At 73.9% G+C, this 1,335-nt stretch carries 1 protein-coding gene; it reads left to right on the forward strand.

The window, feature by feature from the left end; genetic code table 11:
* Window positions 1–125: 125 nt before the first annotated feature.
* The coding region (locus AB0G32_RS39835; RefSeq protein WP_361175787.1) for a bifunctional 3-(3-hydroxy-phenyl)propionate/3-hydroxycinnamic acid hydroxylase at window positions 126–1,335 on the forward strand (1,210 nt) is incomplete at its 3' end.

A 1,335-nucleotide genomic window follows, 5' to 3' on the forward strand; every position in this document is an offset into this window, starting at 1 on the left:
GTGGTGTGGGCGGGGGTGTGGGGGGGCGCTTCTTGACGCCTCACGCCGACCACCAAGCCGCCCCCCCCCCCGCCCCGCGGCGGTCCATAGTTTTCGGCAGACGCCCCCGCAGAACGGAGTCCGCAGTGCACGTCGTCGACGATGACACGTTCCCCGCCACCGCCGATGTCACCATCGTCGGATTCGGCCCCGTCGGGAAGCTGCTCGCCTGCATGCTCGGCCGACGCGGGCACTCCGTCCTCGTCGTCGACCGCAACGAGGCGGGCTATCCGCTGCCCCGCGCGGTGACCCACTGCTCGGACTTCGCCCGCATCCTCCAGTCCGTGGGCCTCGCGCCGGACCGGATCCCCGCCGTCACCCAGCCCTACGACGACATGTATGTCTGGCGCAACGGGGCCGGGCAGACCCTGGTCGAGGTGGACTGGAGCGGCCTGGGCGAGTCGGGCTGGTACAACACCTACTTCTTCAGCCAGCCCGCCCTGGAGAACGCCCTGGACGAGGTGCTCGCCGCACTGCCGTCGGTGTGTGTCAGGCGCGGCTGGGAGGCGGTCGGCCTGACCCAGGACGAGGCCGCGGCGTCCGTCACCGTGCGGCACACCGGCACCGGCCGGCGGGCCGCCGTCACCTCCTCGTGGGTGATCGGCGCGGACGGCGCCAACAGCGCGGTGCGCCGGTGGGCCGGCCTGGAGTGGCACGACGAGGGTTACTTCTACGACTGGCTGGTGGTCGACGTGGAACCGCTGCCGGGCCTGGACTTCCCCCATGTCGCGGCGCAGAGCTGCGACGTGCGCCGTCCGTCGACCATGGTGCCGGGCGGTCCCGGGCGGCGCCGCTGGGAGTTCATGCGGCTGCCCGGGGAGAGCAAGGAGTCCCTCAACAGCGCCGGGACGGCCTGGCGGCTGCTGGCGCCGTACGGGCTCGACGAGACCAACGCCCGGCTGGAGCGGCACTCCGTCTACACCTTCCAGGCCTGCTGGGCGACCGAGTGGCGGGCGGGCCGGGTGCTGCTCGCCGGGGACGCCGCCCATCTCATGCCGCCGTTCGCCGGGCAGGGGCTGGGCGCCGGCGCGCGGGACGCCATGAACCTGGGCTGGAAGCTCGACGCCGTGCTGCGCGGCCTGGCCGACGACGGCCTGCTCGACACCTACGGCCAGGAACGGCTGCGGCACGCGGTGGCCTTCGTCGAGTTCTCCACCGAACTGGGCCGGATCATCTGCGTCACCGACCCGGCCGAGGCCGCGCGGCGCGACGCCCGCATGCTGGCCGACTGGGCGGCGGGCATGAAGCCGCCCGCCCCGCCGCGGCCCCGGCTCGGTCCCGGTGTGCACACCGGCC

The sequence above is a fragment of the Streptomyces sp. NPDC023723 genome, from assembly GCF_040639815.1.
Lineage (GTDB): Bacteria > Actinomycetota > Actinomycetes > Streptomycetales > Streptomycetaceae > Streptomyces.